The organism is Variovorax sp. 01T439_2 (assembly GCF_056398445.1).
Map to the genome: position 1 here is coordinate 1 of NZ_JBFTPJ010001269.1, position 1251 is coordinate 1251.

A 1251-nucleotide genomic window follows, 5' to 3' on the forward strand; every position below is an offset into this window, starting at 1 on the left:
GCATGAAGCCGTCGGGATAGTCGTGGTGCGCGCCGACGGCCTGCGAGACGAGGTCCAGCGGATCGCGGCTGATCCTGGCGAGCGAGCTCGAGCCTTCGAGCGTGAAGCCTTCGGGGCCCTTCACTTCGAGCGCCACCGTGATGCGGCGCACGTCGTCGATGCCGAAGTGCGCATCGAACAGCCGGATGAACGGGCCGATGGCGCAGGAGGCGTTGTTGTCCTTGGCCTTGCCGAGCAGCAGCGCGCTGCGGCCTTCGAAGTCGCGCAGGTTGACGTCGTTGCCGAGCGCGGCGCCCAGCGTTTCGCCGCGGCTGTTGACCGCGAGCACGACCTCGGGCTCGGGGTTGTTCCACACCGATGCGGCATGGATGCCCACGTCGGCGCCCATGCCCACGGCCGAGAGGACCGGTGCCTTGGTGAAGATCTCGGCATCGGGCCCGATGCCGACCTCGAGGTACTGCGACCACGCGCCCTGCGAGATCAGCACCTCCTTGACCTTCGCGGCCTCGGCCGAGCCCGGCACGATGCCCGCGAGGTTGTCGCCGAGCACGCCGCTGAGCGCCGCGCGCGTGGCCTCGGCGCGCGAGGCATCGCCGCGCGCCTGCTCCTCGATCACGCGCTCGAGCAGGCTTTCGACGAAGGTCACGCCGCTGGCCTTGATGGCCTGCAGGTCGCAGGGCGCGAGCAGCCAGGGCTTGGCTTCGTCGCGCGCGGTGGCGTCGCTGTTGGCGATGGCCTCGTCGAGCGCGGCGACACGCGGAGCCTGGCCGCTGCGCAGTGCGCGCCGCACCGCATCGGCCGGCGGCTCCTTCGCCTCGAGCAGGTCGCTCATCGTGGGCGCGAGGCGCGAGAGATCGTGCAGCCCGCCCTCGTGCACCGCCACGAGTACGGGACCCACGCCGGGCTGCCAGATGCGCCCGACGAGCGTGGCGCGCTCGGCGTCGCGGGGAAGGCTGGCGGCGGTGGAAAGATTCAGGGGCATGTTGTCTCCGGAGGCACTTCGGCACTTGGGTTGGGTTCTTGGAGCGGACATTCTGAATGAATGTGTTCCCTGCCGCTGCGCAAGCGGAAAGCAGGACGCGCCGAGCGCCGCTTATTCGGCGCCGTGGCCGCGCGCGGCGCGCACGCGGGCGACTTCGGCCGGCAGGTTCTTCCACGCCGGCTCCTGCGGTGCGAAGCGCGCGCGCATGTAGCCCGCGAGTTCGGCGATCTGACGGTCGTCGAGCGCGTCGCGGAAGGCCGGCATGAAGC

1 protein-coding gene is annotated in these 1251 nt (G+C 70.9%); it reads right to left on the reverse strand.

The window, feature by feature from the left end; all coding sequences use genetic code 11:
* Window positions 1-982: fumarylacetoacetate hydrolase family protein (locus AC1DOC_RS34170; protein WP_478131636.1), on the reverse strand; the 982-nt coding region annotated here is incomplete at its 3' end.
* Between the last annotated feature and the right edge of the window lie 269 nt (window positions 983-1251).